Raw genomic sequence first — 14,516 nt, forward strand, 5'->3', positions numbered from 1 at the left:
GTGGCGCCAGGCCCGGACCGGCCACGACCCGTTCGGCCGCAACCCGCTCAGCGCTTCCCCGCCCTTCCCTTCCCCCTTCCCGCTTCTCCCTTCCCTGTGCTGCCCCCTTCCCCCTTCCCCTTCTTCTCCCCGATCCGGCTCTCCTTGCCGGCCATCAGGTTCTGGATGTTCGAGGCATGCCGCCAGATCAGCAGCAGGCTCATCAGCGTGACCGCGGCGGCGATCGGGTCGGGTCGGAACAGGAACAGGTACCAGAGCGGCGCGAAGATCGCCGACACCAGCGCGGCGAGCGACGAGTAGCGGAAGAACCAGGCGATGATGACCCAGGTGAGCAGCGTGCCGACGCCCAGCAGCGGATGCAGCGCCAGCAGCACGCCGGCGGCGGTGGCCACGCCCTTGCCGCCCTTGAAGCCGTGGAAGACCGGGAAGAGGTGGCCGACGAACACGGCCAGCGCGACCAGCGCGATCGTGCCGTCGCCGAACCCGAGCGGGCCGGCCAGCCCCTTGGCCAGCAGCACCGCGACGACGCCCTTCAGCGCGTCGCCCAGCAGCGTGAACAGCGCGGCTTTCCGGTTGCCGGTGCGCAGCACGTTGGTGGCCCCGGGGTTCTTAGAGCCGTAGCTGCGCGGGTCGGCCAAGCCCATCACCTTGCTGACCACGACCGCGAAGGACACCGAACCGATCAGATAGGCGGCGGCGACCGCCAGCACGCTGTAGAGCGCGTCCATGCTCTCCCCCTGGATCCGCGAATGCGTCGGCGCTGCGCCCGCCCCGCGTGCGTCAGTCGACGAGCGCGCAGTTTACCGGTTGGGCGCGCAGCAGATCGACCAGCACCCGCGGCTCGATCGACACGAGAAAGCCGCGCCGCCCGCCGTTGATCCAGATCTTCGGCAGCTCCAGCACCGACGCCTCGACGTAGACGGGCATCGCCTTGCGGGTCGCGAACGGCGACGTGCCGCCGACCAGGTAGCCGGAATGCCGCTGGGCGACCTCGGGCGCGCAGGGCTCGATGCTCTTGCGGCCCGCCTGTCGCGCGAGGTTCTTCGTGGAGACCTTGCGGTCCCCGTGCATCAGCACGATCAGCGGCTTGCCGGACTCGTCCTGCATGACCAGCGTCTTGACGACCGCGTGCTCGTCGACGCCGAGCTGGCGCGCCGACTCGGCCGTGCCGCCGTGCTCGACGTAGTCGTACGGATGTTCGCCGAAGGCGATGCGCTGCTTGCGCAGCAGTTGCGTGGCGGGCGTTTCGGAGACGTGTTTCGCCATGGGGATCGACAGGATCAGGCCGGCTCGCCCTGCGCCGGCAGCGGATAGAGGCCGCGCACCTGCGCGTGAAGGCGCGCCAGCCCGAGCAGCGCGTCGATGTCGGGCGTGGGCACGCCGACGGCCGCGCCGATCTCGGCGACGATCGTGACGAGCGCGTCGAGCTCGACCGGCTTGCCGGCGTCGACGTCCTGCAGCATCGAGGTGCGGAAGGCGCCGAGCTTGCGGGTGACCGCGTGCCGCTCCTCGGGCGTGATCGGGATCGGCAGGCCGATCCGCTCGCCGATCGCGGCCGCCTCGCGCATCGCCCGCGAGACGAAACCGCGAACCAGCGGATCGTCGAGAATGCGGTCGGCGGTGGCCCCGGTGATCGCCGAGATCGGGTTCATCGTCATGTTGCCCCACAGCTTGAACCAGACGTCCTGCTGGATCCGCTGCGAGACCTCGACCTGCAGGCCCGCCCGGCCAAGCGCCTCGGCCACCCGCGCGCAGCGCGCGCTGTCGCCGCCGCGCGGCTCGCCGACGATCAGCCGGTCGCCCTGGCCGTGCCTGACCGTGCCCGGCCGCGGGGCGGCGCAGGCGAAGTGCACCACCGCGCCGAGCACCCGCTCGGGCGGGATCGCGGCTGCGATCCGCCGGCCGGCGTCGATCGCGGACCACTCGCGCGCGGCGAGCGGCTCGCTCAGGCCGTGGAAGAACCACCAGGGCACGCCGTTCATCGCCGACAGCACGACGGTGTCGGGGCCGAGCAGCGGCGCGATCCGCGGCGCGACATCGGCCAGGCCGGTGGTCTTGACGCTCAGCACCACCAGATCCTGCTCGCCGAGCGCCGCGGGATCGTCGGACACCCGGATCGGCGCGCGGGTCTCGCGCTCGCCGCCTGCAGGCCCTTCGACGAGCAGCAGGCCGTCGCGGCCGACGGCCTGGAGCGTGGCGCCGCGGGCCAGCGCCGAAACCGGCTGGCCGCTTGCGGCGAGCCGGGCGCCGATGAAGCCCCCGACTGCGCCGAGGCCGACGATGCAGGTTCGCATGAGTCCGTGCCCTCCGGGCCGCTTGGTCGAAAGCCCCGATTCTATCGGCGCGCGCGACCCTGCCGTCGGGACCGGGCAACGTCCGCCCGCGCGCGCGCAGACGCCGATTCCGCCGTTCGTCGGCCCGCAGCCGTGCGCGGGGCGCGCTTCGCACTAGGATTTCTTCCGACGGTCGCAGCGCGCTCGCCGTCGACGAGCGCCGCGCGCCGCCGCCCCGGCCCGCCTCGGCGCGCCAAGACTCGACCACGCAACGGAGACCATTCTGGCCACGGTCCGGATATCGGCGCCAGCTTCCGGCCCTGCGGCCGTCAATCGAACCGCCGAACGCGACGCAGCCGTCGTGCGGACGCTGCTGAAGCTGGTCATGGCGCTGACGCTGTCGGCGGTGGCCTTCGGGATGCTGGCGGGCGGCACGGACCCGGCAAGGCTCGCGTTCCGGGCCTTGCTCGCCTCGGTCGCTTTCGGCGGGCTGGTGGCCCTGCGCTTCGGAGGCCCGGCCCTCGCCGTCGCCGTCTTCCTCTACGGCAGCCTGGCGCTGATCTTCGCCGATGCGCTGCTGCTCGCCGGCATCCGCGCCCCGTCGCTGCTCGCGCTGGCGGCGCTCCCGGCGATCGCCGGCTGGTTCCTGGGGCGCCGGGCCGCCACGCTGGTGGCTTCCTGCGCGGGCGTCGCCACCTGCCTGGTGGCCTGGCTGGAGCAGGCGGGCCACATCCGCCCCGACCCCGGCGGCCCCTTCGACCACCTGCTGACGCTGGCAATCATGCTGCCGGTGTCGGCCTTCGTCGGCCTGCACGCGCATCGGCGCTTCCTGAAGCAGTTGCGGATCGCCCGCGACAACGCCGCGCGCCTGGAGCAGGAGCTCGCCGCGCGCCAGGCCACCGAGCGCGACCTGAAGGCCCGCAACGACGACCTGCGGCTCGTCCACCAGCTCTCGGCCCGGGTGCAGGGCATTCGCGACGCCGACGCGATGATGAGGGTCGCGATCGAGACCATCGTCGACGTCGCCCGGGCGGAGCAGGTCACGACCTACCTGGCGGCGCCGGACGACCTTCGGATGCGCCTGGTCGCCAGCCACGGCTTCGACGCGGAGTTCGACCGGGTCGCGGAGAGCTTCACGCTGCAGGGAAGCTGGAGCGAGGAGGCCTTTCGCCTCGGGCGGCCGCTCGTCTCCGCCGACGTCGGAGCCGAAGCGCTCTACACGCCGGAGATACGGGAGGCGCTGATCGCGCGCGGGCTGCGCGGCGTCGCGCTGCTGCCGCTGTCCGAGCGCGGAACGCCGCTCGGCTGCGTCGCCCTCTTCTACCGCCAGGGCATCGTCGAGCGCTTCGGCCCCGGGCAGATCGAGAGCCTCGACGCGGTCGGCCGGACGCTCTCGATGGCGATCGCCAGCGTGCGCCACCTGCAGCACCTTCTGCATCGCGCGCGGCACGACTCGCTGACCGGCCTGCCGAACCGCGCCGTCCTTCACGAGACCTTCGAGGCCATGGCGGACCGCCTGCGCGCCGGCGCGCGCCCGGCCGTCATGCTGCTCGACCTGGACAGGTTCAAGGAGATCAACGACACGCTGGGCCACGAGGTCGGCGACGGCCTGCTCACCGCGATCGCGAGGCGCCTGGAGCGCACCTCGGGCCCCGGCGACACCCTGACCTGCCGGCTGGGCGGCGACGAGTTCGCGGTCCTGCTTCGCCACGCGGATTCGACCGAGGCCGCGCTCGAGCGCGCCCAGCGGATCCGCAGGGCGCTTGAGCATCCGTTCGAAGTGGGCGGCATGAGCCTGAAGATCGGCGCGAGCCTCGGTCTCGCGATCTACCCCGGCGACGGGACCGACAGTCACCAGTTGCTGCGGGCGGCCGACGTGGCGATGTATCGCTCGAAGAACCACGGGCTCGGCGTCAGCCGCTACGACCGGACCACCGACACCCACTCCGCGGACAAGCTTTCGCTGCTCGCAGAGCTGGGCGATGCGCTGGAGCGCGGAGAGCTCCTCCTGCACTTCCAGCCCGAGCTGGAGACGAAGAGCGGCCGAACCGCGTGCGTGGAGGCGCTCGTGCGGTGGCGGCACCCGAAGCGCGGACTGCTGCCGCCTTCGGAGTTCGTGCCGCTCGCCGAGACCAGCGAGACGATCCACGCCTTCACGAGGGCCGTGCTGGGGCTCGCCATGCGCGCCTGCCGCAGGCTGAGGCAGGAAGGATTCGACTGCCAGGTGGCAGTGAACCTGTCCGCGCGCAACCTGGTGGACGAGCGTTGCGTGCATGACATCGAGCGCCTGCTCCTCGAGCACGGACTGGCCAGCGAGGACATCGTGCTCGAACTGACGGAAACGGCGATCATGCACGATCCCGACCAGGTGGCGGGCCTGCTGGACCGGCTCGACCGGCGGGGGGTCGGCCTCGCGCTGGACGACTTCGGGACCGGCTACTCGTCGCTGGCCAACCTGAAGCGCCTGCCGCTGGACTTCCTGAAGATCGACGCCTCCTTCGTCAGGGACATGACGGTCGACGAGCAGGACGCGATCATCGTCCGGTCGACGATCACGCTCGCCCACAACCTTGGCAAGAAGGTGATCGCCGAAGGGGTCGAGGACGCCGACGCCGAGCGGCTGCTGCGGCAGATGGGCTGCGACATCGTCCAGGGCTACCACCTGGCCCGACCGATGCCGCTCGACGAACTGATCCCGTGGCTTCGCGACAGCGAGGCCCGGCGTGTCGCCCCGGAGGCGCTCGCCACCGGGCGCTAGCGGGCCGCCCCACCCGGTTCGCTCAGGCCCGGTATCCCGGGTCGATGCGGTCGACCTGCCTGACCAGCGCGTCGAACATGTCGCGCCCGCCGCCGAAGCGCGGGTCGAACTGCAGCGAATCCGCGGTGCAGCGCCGCTGTATCGCCTCGGGCACCTCGATCGCGGGGCCCATCGCCAGCGTGGCCAGCTGGATCTCGCAGGCGCGGTTCAGCAGCCACAGGATCGCGAAGCTGCGATGGATCGTGTCGCCCCAGGCGAGCAGCCCGTGATTGCGCAGGATCACCGCCGGCCGGTCGCCGATGTTGCGCACCAGCCGCGGGCCCTCGTCGGCATGCACGGTGATGCCCTCGAAGTCGTGGTAGGCGAGCTTGCCGTGCAGCTGCGCGCTGTAGAAGTTGCTCATCGACAGCCCGGCCTGCGAGCAGGCCACAGCCATGCCGGCAGTGGTGTGCGTGTGCATCACGCAATGCGCGCCGGGGATGCCGTCGTGGATCGCCGCGTGCACGGTGAAGCCCGCCGGGTTGACCGGCCAGTCGGAGTGCCCGACGACGTTGCCCTGCAGGTCGATGCGCACGAGGTTGGACGCGGTCACCTCGGAGTAGTGCAGCCCGAACGGATTGATCAGGAAGTGCTTCTCCGGCCCCGGAATGCGGACCGTGATGTGGTTGTAGATCAGCTCGGTCCAGCCGAGCATCGCGAAGACCCGGTAGCAGGCGGCGAGGTCGACGCGCAACTGCCACTCGGCGGGGTCGATGCCGGATCGCGGCGGCGGGTTTCCGTTGAATGCGGCCATGCGCTTCCCTCCTCGGGGAACGAGATTCAGAATGCGTCGCGCACCGCCGCCGCGAGTTCCTCGGCGACCACGCCCGGCGCGTCGGCGAGCAGACCGTGCCCGACGCCAGGCAGGATACGCAATCGGGCGCCGGGAATGGACTCCGCAATCAGCCGGCCGTGGGCCACCGGGCACTGGTCGTCGAGGTCTCCATGCACGACGCGGACCGGCAGGCGCAGCGTTCCGAGCAGCTCACGGAAGTCGGCCCGCCTGGCGGACTGCCAGCAGTGCGCGACCGCGTCCGCATCGGCCGGCCGCGCGTGACCCATGCGGATCGCGCGCTCGCGGGCCTCCTCGATCACCGACTCGACCGGGCCGTTGCCGAACCACGCGGCCCCCCCGCCTGCGCAAGGCGTGCCGGCGAGCAATACCAGCGAGCGCGCGCCCTGCAGGCCGTGGTCGCGGGCCATCTGCAGGATGACGCTGACGCCCATGCTGAATCCCGCGAGCACGAAGGGCTGGCCGAGCTCGTCGAGCAGCGCGCGCAGCAAGCGGGCAAAATGCGCGAGGTGGTAGAAGCCGGCGATGTCTGCCGGCACGTCCGCCCCGGCCAGGCGGCTCCGGTCCGCGAAGCGGACCGAGCGGCCGCGCCCGGGCAGGCTGGGCAGCACGACCCGCACGCCGCTCAAGCGGTCGGTCGCCGCATGCCAGGCCTCGAGCGAACCCTGGATGCCGTGCACGGCCACCAGCGCGGGGCCGGTCCCGGCAACGTGGATCTCGAGTTCGCCGAGGAAGGGTCTTCGTGCCTGCATCGCCTGTCGCTCCGCTGTCCCGACCGGGAAAGATGTGGATATACTAGTTCCATATCAGTCGGATAGCGAACCTGCGACGGAAACAGCCATGTACGCAACTGTCGAGCCGGACGAACGCGCATTCTTCTGCATGCCCAGCCGGGTCGTCTTCGGCGCGGGCTCGATCAGGAAGCTTTCCGGCCTGTGCGCCCGACAAGGCTGGCGCAAGGCGCTGATCGTCACCGACACCTTCTTCACCGGCCGGACCCGGATCGTCTCGGATCTCGTCGCCGACCTCGCCGCCGCCGGCATCGGGGCACGGGTCTTCGACGGTGGCGAGCCCGACCCGTCGGTGGAGCTCTGCGATGCCGCCACCCGGAGCCTGCTCGCGGGCAACACCGACGCCGGGTTCGACCATGTCATCGCGATCGGCGGCGGCAGCAACATCGACCTGGGCAAGGGACTGTCACTCACGCTGAAGTTCGACAAGCCCGCCGAGAGCTTCGTCGGCTCCCCGGTGTTCCCCGGAAAGCCGCTGCCGCTGGTGGCGGTCCCGACCACGTCGGGAACCGGCTCCGAGATCACGGCGGGCGCCATCCTCGCGTATCGCGGATCGGCCACCAAGGTGGCGATCATGAGCAACGACCTGCGGCCCGCGATCGCGCTTATCGATCCCGAGCTCACCCTGAGCTGCCCGCCGAAGGTCACCGCCGACGCCGGCATCGACGCGCTCGCGCACGCGATCGAGTCCTACATCGCGCTCGACGCACGCGACTACGACACCGCCGGCGATCCCGATCCGGCCTACAGCGGCGCCAACCGGATCACCCGCTCGTTCGCCCACGAGGCGATCCGCCTGTGCTTCGGCAGCCTCAGGCGATGCATCGAGGCGCCCGACGACCTGGCGGCCCGCACCGCGATGTCTTACGCGAGCCTGTTCGCGGCGATGTCCTACGCCAGCGCCGGCCTGCACGGCGTGCACGGCACCGCCTACGCGCTGGCCGGCCTCACCCATGCGTCGCACGGCAGCACGAACGGCGTGCTGCTTCCCTACGTGATGGACGCGCTGGCCGGCACCACGACCGCGGCGCTCGCCGAGATCGCGCGGCTCGCCGGCGGCGGCCGCGGCACCGACGCGCAGGCCGCGCGCGAGGCCGCGGTCCTCACCCGCGAGCTCGTCGCGGCCGTCGGCATCCCGACCGACCTGCGCGGCTTCGGCGTGACCGAGGAGCAGGTTCCCGGGCTGCTCCGCGACGCCCTCGCTGTGACGCGGCTCGCGCGCGCCTTCCCGATCCAGCCGCCCGACGAGGCCTACGCCCGCATCTTCGCCAATGCCTGGGCCGGCCGCCTCGGCGAGAACTGAACGCGCCTCATGCCGAGATCACGAGTGCCGAGCCGCCCCGCAGCCGCAAAGAAGGGAGCCCGCAAGTCCGCCGCCGCGCGGCCGGCCCGCACGCCCCGGACCGCGGCCCGGCCAGCGCCGGCAGGCGCCGCGCCGGCCGACCTCGACCTGCTTTCGAGCGGCTTCGCCAGGCCCCGAACGCTCACCGACGAGGCCTACGAGCGTCTCGAGGAACTGATCGTGACGCTGCAGCTGCCGCCGGGCGCCGCGATCTCCGAGGCCACGCTCTCCGAGCGCCTGGGAATCGGCCGCACGCCGATCCGCGAGGCGCTGCAGCGCCTCGCCCGGGAAAGGCTGATCGTGATCCTGCCGCAGCGCGGCAACCTGGTCTCACAGATCGACGTCAAGAGCCAGCTGCGCCTGCTCGAGACCCGGCGAGAGGTCGAGCGCCTGATCGCACGCTGCGCGGCGAGGCGGGCGACGCCGGCCGAGATGCAGCGTTTCGCCGAGATCGCGGAGGGCTTCGATCGCGCCGCCGACGAGAACGACGAGACCAGCTTCGTGCGCCTCGACAAGGAATTCAACGATCTCTGCCTCAAGGCCGCGCGCAACGAGTTCGCCGCCGGCGCGATGAGCCTGATGCACGGCCTGTCCCGGCGCTTCTGGTACCTGCACTATCGCCAGGCCGCCGACCTGCCGGTCATGGCCCGGCTGCATGCCGGCGTGGCCCACGCGATCGCCCGGCGCGACGAGGCCGCCGCGGCCACCGCCCTCGATCGCCTGCTCGACAACATCGAGCAATTCACCCGGGCGACCGTCTCCACCGACGCCTGAGACAGGTTCCGTCGACGCCGGACGCGGTTGCCGCCGGCGCCCGAAACCGTTTCCACCGGCGCCCGAGCCGGTTGCCGCGAACGTCTGGCCGGCCCCTCCCGGGCGAGCGGGCTGTTGACAGCGCCGCGCCTTCCGAATATAAGTAATATATCAGTCCCATAACGTCGGAGCGCCCGCCATGATGACCGAGCGTCAACGCAAGTTTCGCGAAGCGTACAAGGCAGACATCAGCCCGCTATACAACGGCCTCGTGCACATCGGTGTGATCTACGCGGCCGGCATCGCTGCGATCTGGTACTGCGCCTCGCAGTTGCAGGGCGCCACCTGGGAATGGCTGATGGTCGTGCCCGTCTTCATCGCGGGCAACTTCGCCGAGTGGGCCATGCACAAGTACGTGATGCACCGGCGCATCGACGTCTTCGCGCTGCGCGCGATCTACGAGCGCCACACCCGGCAGCACCACCAGTACTTCACCGACATGGATCCGACGATCGACACCACGCGCGAGTTCCGGATCGTCTTCTTCCCCTGGCGCGTGCTGATGGTGCTGGGCGTGATGGGCACGATCCTGGGCTACGTGGCGTCGCTGCTGATCAATCCGAACGCCGGCTACATCGTGTTCATGACGATGGTCGCGCACTACCTGCTGTACGAGGTGTTCCACTACTGCTGCCACGTCCACGACAACTGGTTCGTGCGCAACATGCCCTTCGTCAACACGATCCGGCGGCATCACACGGCCCACCACAACTGGGGGATCATGATGCACTACAACATGAACCTCACCTTCCCGATCGCGGACTGGTTCACCGGCACCAGCGACCTGAAGCGCGGCCTTATCGGGCACCTGTTCAACGGCTACGACGAATCCCACGTCAAGGAAGAGCTGAAGCCGGTGATCGCGAAGTTCCGCAAGGAAGAGAAGCGGATCACGCTCGACGGCCCGCTGCTCACGCCGGAAGAAGAGCAGGCGCTGAGCCACTCGATGAGCCGCGCCTGAGCGCAGGCGCGATGGCCGCCTGAGCGCAGGCGCGACACCCGCTTCGACCGCCCGCATCGCGGGCGGTTTTCGTTTCAGACGAAGCCCTTGCCGACCGGCAGCCGCCGCAGCGCGACCGAGATCCGCAGGCGGTTCTGCTCGGTCGGGCTCAGCAGGTAATGCGCCATCGGGACGACGACCTCGTCCTCGAACAGCGCGTGGTTGCGGTAGGCCTCGGCCAGCCTGGCCACCCGGCCGGGCTCGAGCGCGGCGCCGCCGGCATCGCCGCGCCGGGCGACGGCCTCGACGGCACGGCGCAGTTCCGCCCAGGCGGCCTCGAGCTCGTGGTGCTCCCTGCGAAGCCGCGCGGCGATCGCCTCGAAGGTCTGGAGATCCTCGCCGCGCGCGCTGCGCCGGATCATCGGCCAGAGCTCGCGCTCTTCTTCGCGATGGTGCTCGGGAACGGTGCGCTCGAAGCACCCGAGCACCTCCCCGGCGACCCGCCGGATCTCGGGCAGCGCGCGCTGGCCCGCCAGCGCCGCCGCCAGCGCCTCGAGCGAGGCGATGCCCGCGCGAATCTCGTCGTGGCAGCCGACGAACAGTTGCATCGGGTCCGGGTCGGCCCCGTCCGGATGCCTTCCTTCGCCCGTTGGACTCATGATCGGCCTCGCGCTCCAGTGCTCACATCACCGCGCCGTCGCGCTCGCCCTGCTGCAGCGCGAAGATCGACGAATAGCCGCCCGACCAGTCCGGCGGCATCGGGCAGGGCCGCGGATCGTGATGCGACCGCGCCGGCGCCGTGCCGCGCACGATCGACTGGTCGTGCGGCGAGCGGATCGGGTTGATCGTGTACGGATAGGCGTCGCCCGAACTGAGCGTGTTCAGCAGCAGCGGACGCCCCAGATCCGAGAGGTTCTTCGGCGACGCGTGCAGCGTCCGGCAGTTGTGGATCGTCAGCGAGCCGGCCGGGCCGGTCAGGTAGACCGCCTTGCTCAGGTCGAGCCGGTCGACGTCGGCCTGGTTCAGGCACCCGGTCCACTTGCCGTCGGGGCCGTACTGCGACAGCAGGGGCTCGAACTCGTGGCTGCGCGGCAGCACGCCGAGCGGGCCCTGGTCCATGCCGCAGTCGTACAGGTAGGTGCCGACCGTGAGAGGCGAGTAGTTGGTGTGCGGCCAGAAGCCGATGTCGTAGTGCCACTTGACCTCTTCGCCGCCGGCCGCCCACTTGAAGTTCAGCTTCGAGTGATGGAACTTCACGCTCGGGCCGACCAGGTCGGCAACGATGTCCGGCATGATCGAGCTGGTCACGTACTCCCAGAACGCCGGGTGCTGGTCCACCGGGCTCGACACGCGGCGCAACCGCGGCGCATCGGGACGATGCCCGGGCTCCAGGTCGAAGACCTTGTCCGAGACTGTCACCTTCCGGCTGCGCTCGACCAGTTCGGCGGTCGCGGCGCGCAGGCGCTCGAGCCACGCAGCGTCGATCACGCCGGGCAGCAGGATGTAGCCCTCGCGGAAATAGAACTCCCGCTGCTCCCGGGTGAGGATCCGGGGCGTGATCGCCAGGATTTCTTCCGGACTCATGTCGGCACTCCTTCGTTGGCCGGGCCGAGCGCCTCGCGCTCAGCGAAGTTGAAGCATGACGCTGGGCAGCCAGGTGACCACGCCAGGCCAGGTGAGCGTGACCGCGAGGGCCACCAGCTGCAGCGCGATGAACGGCATGACTCCCCGATACATGTCGCGGATCTGGATCTCCTTGGGCGACACCGCCCTCAGGTAGAAGATCGCGGGCGCCATCGGCGGGGTCAGGTAGCTCGTCTGCAGCATGATCAGGAACAGGATGCAGAACCAGACCGGATCGAAGCCAGCCGCGGTGACCAGGGGCGTGAAGATCGGCAGGAAGATCAGCACCACCGAGATCCAGTCGAGGAAGAAACCCGCCAGGAACAGGATCAGCAACATCAGCGACAGCAGCATCCACGGCGACAACTGCATCTCGGTGATCAGCCGGCTGGCGACGCCGATGCCGCCGCCGCCGATGAAGACGCCGGTAAACAGCGTGCCGGCGAGCAGCACCGCCATGATCATCGCGGTGATGCGCAGCGTCTTCATCAGCGCCTCGAACAGGCCCGACGGGGACAGCTGACGGTACAGCGCCGAGAGCCCCACCGCGCAGAGCGAGCCGATCGCCGCCGCCTCGGTGGGCGAGGCCCACCCGAGCAGGATCGAGCCGAGCACAGCGAAGACCATCAGCAGCGGCGGCAGCAGGTTGACCGTGGTGATCCGAACCTTCTCCAGGAACTTCGGATCTCCGGGCTCGGGCGGAATGCGGGGACCGAACTCGGGCCGCACGACGCAGAGCACGAAGATGTAGAGCAGGTAGAGGCCCGCCATGATCAGGCCGGGGAAGACCATCCCGTACATCAGGTCGCCGACCGACAGGTTGGCCAGCGGCCCCATCACCACCACCACGACCGAGGGCGGGATGATCGTGCCGAGCGAGCCGCCGGCGCAGATCGTGCCGCTGATCAGCCCCTTGTTGTAGCCGTAGCGCAGCATGATCGGGATGGTCAGCAGCCCAACCACCGACTCGGTGGCGCCGATCACGCCGCTGGAGGCGGCGAAGATGATGCACATCAGCACCGTGGCCAGCGCCAGCCCCCCGGGCAGGCGGCGGGTCCAGATGTGGATTGCCTCGAAGAGCCGGTCGGCGATGCCGGACTTCTCTAGCATCGCCCCCATGAAGACGAACAGCGGGACCGCGGCGAGCACGAAGTTCGAGGAAAGGTCCTCGATCTTCTCGACGAACTGGTGGACCACCCGGTCGCCGAAGATCATCAGCCCGAAGAGCACGGCGGTGATCATCATGGAGAACGCGACCTGGATGCCGAGGAAGATCAGCACGAAGGCGACCGGGAGCATCAGGAAGGGAAGCCAGTCCATCGGGGTCAGGCCTCCGCGCGCGAACGAAGGTTCGAGATGGCCTTGAGAAGCTCGGCGAGCACCTGCAGCGCGAGCACGCAGAAGCTGACGAGGAACACGAGCCGGAAGGGCCAGACGACCATGTTCAGCGCCGACTGGCCGCTGCGCTCGCCGCGGCTGTAGCCGGCCACCAGGTACTCGAACAGCGCCCAGGACAGCCAGACCAGCAGCGCGAGCATCACCGCGTACGCCGCGGTGTCGATCGCCGCCCGCAGTCGCACGGGCATGCTCGCGCTGAACAGGTCGATGCGGATGTGCTCACCGGCGCGCAGCGTGTAGGCGAGCCCGAGCAGGAAATGCGCCCCGGTCAGGATGTAGCCGACCTCGTAGGCCCAGATGGTCGGGGCGCCGAGCGCGTAGCGCGCCCAGACCTCCCAGCAGGTGGCGAGGACGAGCGGGACGAGAAGCATGGCGGCGAACACGCCGACGCCGCCCACGAGTCGTTCGATGGATCGGATCAGGGCTGACAAGGGAGCTCCGCTTTCGACGGTTGTCAGGCGCGGCGGGCGCCCTCGCGCCCGCCTCGATGAGCGCGCCGATCAGGCGCGCTCGACCTTCACCTTGCGCCAGTCGTCGGCGTTGAGCCAGGCCTTGTCGAACTCGACCTGGCTCTGGTGCACCGGAGCGAACCACTTGAACTTGCCTTCGCCGGCGGTCTTGCTCGCCCACTCCAGACCGATCTTGCGCGCGGCGAACTGGACCTCGTCGTCGAGCTTGATCAGCTCGACGCCCTGCTTCTTGTAGAAGTCGATCGCCTTCGCGTCCTCGGCGCCGATGCGCATCCAGCTCTCGAGGGTGACCAGACGGGCCACGACCTCGACCAGCGCCTGGTCCGCCGGCGGCATCTTGCTCCAGACGTCCTTGTTGATGACCAGCTCGAAGGGCGCGGTGGGCTGGTGCACCCCCGGATAGATCAGGTACTTGGCGACCTTGTGGAAGCCGGGGCTGATGTTCTCCCACAGCGTGCCCCACTCGGTCGCGTCGATCGCGCCGCGCTCGAGCATCGGATAGACGTCGCCGCCGGCGGTGGTCACCGGCGCCGCGCCGAGCTGTCGCGCCATTTCCAGCCAGGCGCCAGCGGTGCGCAGCTTCAGCCCCTTCAGGTCGGCCAGCGACTTGACCGGCTTGCGCGAATGCAGGAACACCTCGGCCGTCCGGATGAAGAGCGGCATCGACACGATGCCGTCGGTCTCGTCGCGGAACTTGCGCTGCAGGTCGGCGCCGCCGCCCTCGTACAGCCAGTGCAGCATCCGCTCGGTGTCGAAGGTGCCCGCGTAGCCGCCGAACAGCACGGTGGTCGGATCCCGGCCCCAGTCGTAGCCCATCCAGGTGTGCCCGCACTCGGCCAGGCCGTTCTTGACCGTGTCGGGCACCTTCAGCGCGTTGCCGAGCGCGCCGCCCGGGAATGTCTGGATCTTGAACCGGCCGCCGGACAGCATCGCCATCCTTTCCGCGAAGGCCTTGGCGCCGATGTCCATCAGCGGCCCGCCCGCCCAGCCGGTCGCCATCTTCCAGTTGTAGGTCGGACCGGCGGTCTGCGCGACGGCCGAAGCGGCCGCGGCCAGTCCCGCGCCGCCCAGGCCGGCCTTCAGGAACTTTCTCTTGTCCATGTCGTCTCCTCGCTTTCTGGTTTCGAGCGGATTCACCCGGCCGATACAGGCAGACGATCGAGCCCGCGAATTGCGAAACATCTGCGGTCGATGACTAACATATCGGTCGCCGGACAGTAGAGCGATCGCTGATTTCAGTCAAGGACTTCGAGCGTTCCCCGTGCCGCTCGCGGGC

14 protein-coding genes are annotated in these 14,516 nt (G+C 69.9%); 4 read left to right on the plus strand and 10 right to left on the minus strand.

Translation table 11 applies throughout. From position 1 onward, the window contains the following. Positions 1–47 precede the first annotated feature (47 nt). From plsY to M6I34_RS08365, 3 genes are read right to left on the minus strand one after another with little or no spacing between them, the layout of a single operon-like run. The gene (plsY, locus tag M6I34_RS08355; RefSeq protein WP_272485237.1) at positions 48–728 is read right to left on the minus strand and encodes a glycerol-3-phosphate 1-O-acyltransferase PlsY; all 681 of its coding nucleotides are present in this window, start codon (positions 726–728) and stop codon (positions 48–50) included. Between the two features lie 52 nt (positions 729–780). Continuing rightward, positions 781–1,272: a Cys-tRNA(Pro) deacylase gene (ybaK, locus tag M6I34_RS08360; RefSeq protein WP_272486632.1), complete on the minus strand. Its 492-nt coding sequence runs from the start codon at positions 1,270–1,272 to the stop codon at positions 781–783. An 8-nt stretch (positions 1,273–1,280) separates the two neighbouring features. After that, positions 1,281–2,294: a 2-dehydropantoate 2-reductase gene (locus tag M6I34_RS08365; RefSeq protein ID WP_272485238.1), complete on the minus strand. Its 1,014-nt coding sequence runs from the start codon at positions 2,292–2,294 to the stop codon at positions 1,281–1,283. Positions 2,295–2,634: 340 nt separating this feature from the next. On the opposite strand from M6I34_RS08365, the gene M6I34_RS08370 reads away from it, so the two are divergent. After that, entirely contained in the window at positions 2,635–5,031 is a 2,397-nt protein-coding gene (locus M6I34_RS08370) for a putative bifunctional diguanylate cyclase/phosphodiesterase (RefSeq protein WP_272485239.1), read from the plus strand. A gap of 22 nt (positions 5,032–5,053) precedes the next feature. On the opposite strand, the gene M6I34_RS08375 is transcribed toward M6I34_RS08370, so the two are convergent. Beyond that, the gene (locus M6I34_RS08375; protein ID WP_272485240.1) at positions 5,054–5,824 is read right to left on the minus strand and encodes a class II aldolase/adducin family protein; all 771 of its coding nucleotides are present in this window, start codon (positions 5,822–5,824) and stop codon (positions 5,054–5,056) included. A gap of 26 nt (positions 5,825–5,850) precedes the next feature. Then, positions 5,851–6,615, minus strand: coding sequence for an alpha/beta fold hydrolase (locus M6I34_RS08380; protein ID WP_272485241.1), 765 nt, complete (start codon positions 6,613–6,615; stop codon positions 5,851–5,853). 88 nt (positions 6,616–6,703) lie between these two features. Here M6I34_RS08380 and M6I34_RS08385 point away from each other — a divergent pair, with 88 nt between their 5' ends. From M6I34_RS08385 to M6I34_RS08395, 3 genes are all read left to right on the plus strand, one after another. Next, positions 6,704–7,957, plus strand: coding sequence for an iron-containing alcohol dehydrogenase (locus M6I34_RS08385; protein WP_272485242.1), 1,254 nt, complete (start codon positions 6,704–6,706; stop codon positions 7,955–7,957). Positions 7,958–7,981: 24 nt separating this feature from the next. Beyond that, positions 7,982–8,770: a GntR family transcriptional regulator gene (locus tag M6I34_RS08390; RefSeq protein WP_418953500.1), complete on the plus strand. Its 789-nt coding sequence runs from the start codon at positions 7,982–7,984 to the stop codon at positions 8,768–8,770. 178 nt (positions 8,771–8,948) lie between these two features. Then, positions 8,949–9,770 (plus strand): sterol desaturase family protein, encoded by an 822-nt coding sequence (locus M6I34_RS08395; protein ID WP_272485243.1) that lies wholly within the window; start codon positions 8,949–8,951, stop codon positions 9,768–9,770. 74 nt (positions 9,771–9,844) lie between these two features. Here the strand turns inward: M6I34_RS08395 and M6I34_RS08400 are convergent, their stop codons facing one another. The 5 genes from M6I34_RS08400 to dctP form a co-directional block, all read right to left on the minus strand. Beyond that, positions 9,845–10,357: a hemerythrin domain-containing protein gene (locus M6I34_RS08400; RefSeq protein WP_272485244.1), complete on the minus strand. Its 513-nt coding sequence runs from the start codon at positions 10,355–10,357 to the stop codon at positions 9,845–9,847. Positions 10,358–10,430: 73 nt separating this feature from the next. Next, complete coding sequence (locus M6I34_RS08405) at positions 10,431–11,333, minus strand: phytanoyl-CoA dioxygenase family protein (protein ID WP_272485245.1); 903 nt, start codon at positions 11,331–11,333, stop codon at positions 10,431–10,433. 39 nt (positions 11,334–11,372) lie between these two features. Then, complete coding sequence (locus M6I34_RS08410) at positions 11,373–12,692, minus strand: TRAP transporter large permease (RefSeq protein WP_272485246.1); 1,320 nt, start codon at positions 12,690–12,692, stop codon at positions 11,373–11,375. Positions 12,693–12,697: 5 nt separating this feature from the next. Then, positions 12,698–13,201 carry a TRAP transporter small permease subunit gene (locus M6I34_RS08415; RefSeq protein ID WP_272485247.1) on the minus strand — a complete coding sequence of 168 codons (504 nt, stop codon included), beginning with the start codon at positions 13,199–13,201 and terminating at the stop codon, positions 12,698–12,700. A 69-nt stretch (positions 13,202–13,270) separates the two neighbouring features. After that, positions 13,271–14,341, minus strand: coding sequence for a TRAP transporter substrate-binding protein DctP (gene dctP, locus M6I34_RS08420; protein WP_272485248.1), 1,071 nt, complete (start codon positions 14,339–14,341; stop codon positions 13,271–13,273). Positions 14,342–14,516 lie beyond the last annotated feature (175 nt).

This window comes from Zeimonas sediminis, from assembly GCF_023721795.1.
In the GTDB taxonomy this organism is placed as follows: Bacteria; Pseudomonadota; Gammaproteobacteria; order Burkholderiales; family Burkholderiaceae_E; genus Zeimonas; species Zeimonas sediminis.

Coding starts and splice junctions, on each gene's coding strand:
- M6I34_RS08380 (WP_272485241.1), bottom strand. CDS start 6,615: ATGCAGGCACGAAGACCCTTCCTCGGCGAACTCGAGATCCACGTTGCC.
- M6I34_RS08405 (WP_272485245.1), bottom strand. CDS start 11,333: ATGAGTCCGGAAGAAATCCTGGCGATCACGCCCCGGATCCTCACCCGG.
- M6I34_RS08400 (WP_272485244.1), bottom strand. CDS start 10,357: ATGCAACTGTTCGTCGGCTGCCACGACGAGATTCGCGCGGGCATCGCC.
- plsY (WP_272485237.1), bottom strand. CDS start 728: ATGGACGCGCTCTACAGCGTGCTGGCGGTCGCCGCCGCCTATCTGATC.
- M6I34_RS08385 (WP_272485242.1), top strand. CDS start 6,704: ATGTACGCAACTGTCGAGCCGGACGAACGCGCATTCTTCTGCATGCCC.
- M6I34_RS08410 (WP_272485246.1), bottom strand. CDS start 12,692: ATGGACTGGCTTCCCTTCCTGATGCTCCCGGTCGCCTTCGTGCTGATC.
- M6I34_RS08375 (WP_272485240.1), bottom strand. CDS start 5,824: ATGGCCGCATTCAACGGAAACCCGCCGCCGCGATCCGGCATCGACCCC.
- M6I34_RS08395 (WP_272485243.1), top strand. CDS start 8,949: ATGATGACCGAGCGTCAACGCAAGTTTCGCGAAGCGTACAAGGCAGAC.
- M6I34_RS08365 (WP_272485238.1), bottom strand. CDS start 2,294: ATGCGAACCTGCATCGTCGGCCTCGGCGCAGTCGGGGGCTTCATCGGC.
- dctP (WP_272485248.1), bottom strand. CDS start 14,341: ATGGACAAGAGAAAGTTCCTGAAGGCCGGCCTGGGCGGCGCGGGACTG.